Origin of the sequence: Kitasatospora putterlickiae, from assembly GCF_039527695.1 — a bacterium.
In the GTDB taxonomy this organism is placed as follows: Bacteria; Actinomycetota; Actinomycetes; order Streptomycetales; family Streptomycetaceae; genus Kitasatospora; species Kitasatospora putterlickiae.
The window spans coordinates 8,709-12,326 of sequence record NZ_BAAAKJ010000018.1 but is presented as its reverse complement, the minus strand read 5'-3'; the positions used below and the strand labels follow the sequence as shown (position 1 = coordinate 12,326).

Genomic DNA, 3,618 nt, shown 5'->3' with positions numbered 1-3,618 from the left:
CAGCCCGGCCGCCCCCGCCCCCGGGCGGGCTGGGGGTGGGGGTGGAGGGGGAGGTCAGGAGGCCTGTTGCCGGGCGTCGGCGTGCGCGGCGTAGGCCTGCCACTCGCGCGGCGAGACGCCGTAGGTCTCCCGGAACGCGCGGCTGAAGTGGGAGTGGCTGACGAAGCCCCAGCGGTGGGCGACGGCGGAGACGCTGGTCTGCCGGCGGGAGGGCCGTTCCAGCTCGCGGCGGCAGGCGTCCAGGCGCCGCCCGCGCACCCACTGGCCGACGGTCGTGCCGTCCGGCTGGAAGAGCTTGTGCAGGTAGCGCACCGAGATGTGCTGCGAGCGGGCGATCGACTCGGGCGAGAGGTCCGGGTCGGCGAGGTTGTCCTCGATGTGGTCGCGGATCCGCGCCAGGATCCCGGCCGCGGCGGTCGGGTGGTCCGGGTCGACCCGTTCGAGCAGTTCGGTCACCAGGATGGCGACGATGTCGGAGACGCTGCGCGCGAGGTGGTGGCCGGGCCGGGCGTTCCGGGAGCGGAGCTCGGAGGCGAGGGTGCGCAGGACCTGGGAGGCCAGCGAGCCGATGCCCTGGTCCCCCCGGGCCAGCAGCCCTCCGGTGCGCCGGACGTCGCCGTGCCGCACGCCCAGGTAGAAGCAGGGGACGCGGAAGCGGGCCATGTGGAACCCGGGCTCGGACAGCAGGCCGGTCGGGTACGGGGTGGTGCCGATCAGCAGGTCGCCGGGCTCCAGGGCGGTGCTGGCGCCGTCGCGGCGCAGCGAGGCCTCGCCCTGCAGGTGCAGGGCGACGTAGAGGCAGTCCTCGGGGTCGGTGCCGGGCGGCGGCGCGAGGACGTCGATGCAGCCGGTGCCGCCGTCGTGGGCGGCCTGGTGGGGCTGGTGGTGCGCGGTTTCTGGCACGGGTGAGGGACCCGACTGGATCACGGAAGGCTCCGACCGGTTTCGTATGGCTCTGTGCAGGGATGGGGAGAGGGCGGAGCGCCGCCCGCCGCTCGGCCGCGGGGCGCTCGGGGAGGGGTTCAGGAGCGGGGGACGCTCGTGCGCCCAAGGGGACTTCGGGTTCCCGGCGGGGCACCGGGACATGAGCGGCAGCTCGTAGTGACGATTCTCGTCAGCCGGGGGTCCCGCTGACCACCGCCCGGCGTAGGGATTGCCCGGCGGGGCTTCCTCACTCTGTAGCAACCCGGCGTCCTCGTTCCGTAGCACGAGGCCGCCGACGCCGCCGCGGGTCAGGCCGGTCGCTCGGCGGGGACGCGGAGCAGGTCCCACAGGCGCAGCCCCATGTGCAGGACCAGCCGGTGGCCGCCGTCGTCGAGGTCCAGGCCGGTGATCTCCTGGATCTGCCGCAGGCGGTAGTAGAGGGAGGTGCGGTGGACCTCCAGGACCTCCGCCGTCCTCGGCACCGAGCCGGCGTTCTCCAGGAAGCAGCGCAGGGTCTCCTCCAGGCGGGCGTGGGAGCCGCCGTCCAGCAGCCGGCGCAGCGGCTTGGGGACGAGGGAGTCGTTGAGGGCGGTGTCGGGCAGTTGGAGGAGCACGGTGTGCTCGCCGAGCCGTTCCCAGTCCCCGATGCCGCCGAGCCGGGGCAGCCGGCGGGCGGCGCGCTCGGCCACCCGGGCCTGGTCGTGGGAGATCCAGGCGTCGGCGAGGTCGCCCTGGCGTCCGCCGACGCCCACCACCGTGGTGGTGTCCTGGTCCAGGAAGGTCTCCAGGGAGCGGACGACGCCCCGGGACTGCGACTCCAGGTCCTCCTCGGCCGGTTCGCGTGCGAAGACCTGGACCAGGACGGCCCGGTCCCGCTCGACCGCGAGCAGGCCGTGGGCGGTGCGGCTCCGCCGGCACGGTTCCAGGGCTCCGCGCAGCGCCACCTCGACGTGGCCGGAGGGTCCGGGCGGTCCGGAGACGGCCACGGTGGTGACCACCACGTGGGGGCCGGCGGGCAGCAGGCCGTCGTCCAGCAGCCGGCGGCGCGCGGCGGCGCGCTGCGCCGCGTCCGGGCCGACCAGCCGGTTCACCAGGTCGCGGGTCCGCTGCTCGGCGGCGTCGGAGGCCAGGTGCGCGGCGTACATCTCGACGGCGACGGCGCGGGAGACCCGGGCGATGGCCTCGGTCTCGGCCGCGGTGAGGTCGCCTTCCCGCGCCACGACGATGAGGATGCCGAGCAGGTGGCCGCGTTCGCGGACCGGCGCGCAGTAGCGCGGTCGCAGGCCCAGGTCGTCGCGGCCGTCCAGGTAGCCCGGTCCGGTCCACCGCGCCACGCCCTGGGAGAGCAGGTAGCGGATGGCCTCGTCGTCCGCGACGCCCTGGAGCAGCGTGCGCACGCGCACCGGGTCCTCGTCGCCGAAGTGACGGCTGGTGCAGATCATCCGCACCAGCGGGTCGTCGAGGACGACGGAGCGTCCCAGTTCCTCGGCCAGGCCGTCGACCAACGTCTGCAGCGCCTCGCCGGCCGGGCGTGCGCGCTGGATCCACCTCTTCATGATCAGTTACCTCCCGGCGGCATTCATACAAGAGGCGAAACCGGGTGGACAAACGTTCAACAAACCGAGAAGACACCCGCTCGGCGCCCGGAAGAGCGGTGGTTTCAGGGCGGTGCGCCCGCGTCCCATCCCGGAGCGGCGGGCGGATGGTGCGCTGATCGTCACGCCCCGGTGCACCGCCGGAACATCTCCCCCGGCGCCGTCTCCTAGCGTGGGCGGTGATCCGCCTCTCCCCTGTCCGTCGGCAGCTCCCAGGGCCCGAGGTCTTCGCCCCGCAACCCCGACTCAGGAGAACCCATGTCCGCGCCCCACCCGCTCCCCAGCCCGCAGCCCTGCCCGGAGCCGGGCCCGGAGACCGCCGCGACCGACGTCGTGCTCGACGCGCGCATCGTGCTCGACGCGGGCCAGTCCCTCGGCATCCCCGTGCGCTTCACCTACTACGCCGACGACCCGTTCGCCGTGTCGCTGGAATTCCTCGGCGCCGCCGCCGAGGCCGGCACCTGGCAGTTCTCCCGCGACCTGCTCTGGGAGGGCCTGCAGCGGCCCGCCGGCACCGGCGACGTCCGCATCTGGCCGCCCTGCACCTGCCACGGCCGCGCCTCGCTGCGGATCATGCTCCAGGGCCAGGACGGCTCCGTGCTCGTCGACCTGCCGGCCCGGCAACTGCGGCGCTGGCTGCGCCGGGAGAGCTTCGCACTGGTCCCCCGGGGCACCGAGGCGACCCTGATCGACTGGGACGCCGAGCTGGGCGGCCTGACGGGGTGACGGGGTGACGGCCGGCGCACCGCTCATCCGCGCGGCAGCGCCGCCACCGCCGCGTCGGCGATCAGCTCGGGCGCCTGCCCGACGTACAGGGTGGCGCCCCGCTCGTCCGGCTCCAGCGGTTCCAGGGCGGCGAGTTGCGAGTCCAGCAGCGACCCCGGCATGAAGTGGCCCGAGCGGCGGCCGATCCGCCCGGCCAGCAGGTCGTGACCGGCCGTCAGGTGCAGGAAGAACGCGTCCGGGCAGGCCGCCCGCAGGATGTCGCGGTAGCGCCGCTTCAGCGCGGAGCAGGCGATCACGCAGCCGGTGCCCGCCTCGTCGCGCTCGCGCAGCCAGCGGCCGACCGCCTCCAGCCAGGGCCGGCGCACCGCGTCGT

3 protein-coding genes and 1 pseudogene are annotated in these 3,618 nt (G+C 74.8%); 1 reads left to right on the top strand and 3 read right to left on the bottom strand.

Annotated elements, in window-relative coordinates; genetic code table 11:
• Positions 1–54: 54 nt before the first annotated feature.
• Both ABD308_RS01890 and ABD308_RS01885 read right to left on the bottom strand, forming a co-directional pair.
• A complete protein-coding gene (locus ABD308_RS01890) occupies positions 55–903 on the bottom strand; it encodes a helix-turn-helix domain-containing protein (RefSeq protein ID WP_344324444.1) in 849 nt (282 codons plus the stop codon).
• Between the two features lie 329 nt (positions 904–1,232).
• Positions 1,233–2,480: a PucR family transcriptional regulator gene (locus tag ABD308_RS01885; protein ID WP_344324441.1), complete on the bottom strand. Its 1,248-nt coding sequence runs from the start codon at positions 2,478–2,480 to the stop codon at positions 1,233–1,235.
• 297 nt (positions 2,481–2,777) lie between these two features.
• Here ABD308_RS01885 and ABD308_RS01880 point away from each other — a divergent pair, with 297 nt between their 5' ends.
• The gene (locus ABD308_RS01880) at positions 2,778–3,245 is read left to right on the top strand and encodes an SsgA family sporulation/cell division regulator (protein ID WP_344324438.1); all 468 of its coding nucleotides are present in this window, start codon (positions 2,778–2,780) and stop codon (positions 3,243–3,245) included.
• 23 nt (positions 3,246–3,268) lie between these two features.
• Here the strand turns inward: ABD308_RS01880 and ABD308_RS01875 are convergent.
• Positions 3,269–3,618: pseudogene (locus tag ABD308_RS01875) on the bottom strand (gluconokinase); the annotation flags it as partial.

Bases quoted from the DNA above. Each gene is read 5' to 3' on its own strand.
- ABD308_RS01885 (WP_344324441.1), bottom strand. From the start codon at position 2,480: ATGAAGAGGTGGATCCAGCGCGCACGCCCGGCCGGCGAGGCGCTGCAG.
- ABD308_RS01880 (WP_344324438.1), top strand. From the start codon at position 2,778: ATGTCCGCGCCCCACCCGCTCCCCAGCCCGCAGCCCTGCCCGGAGCCG.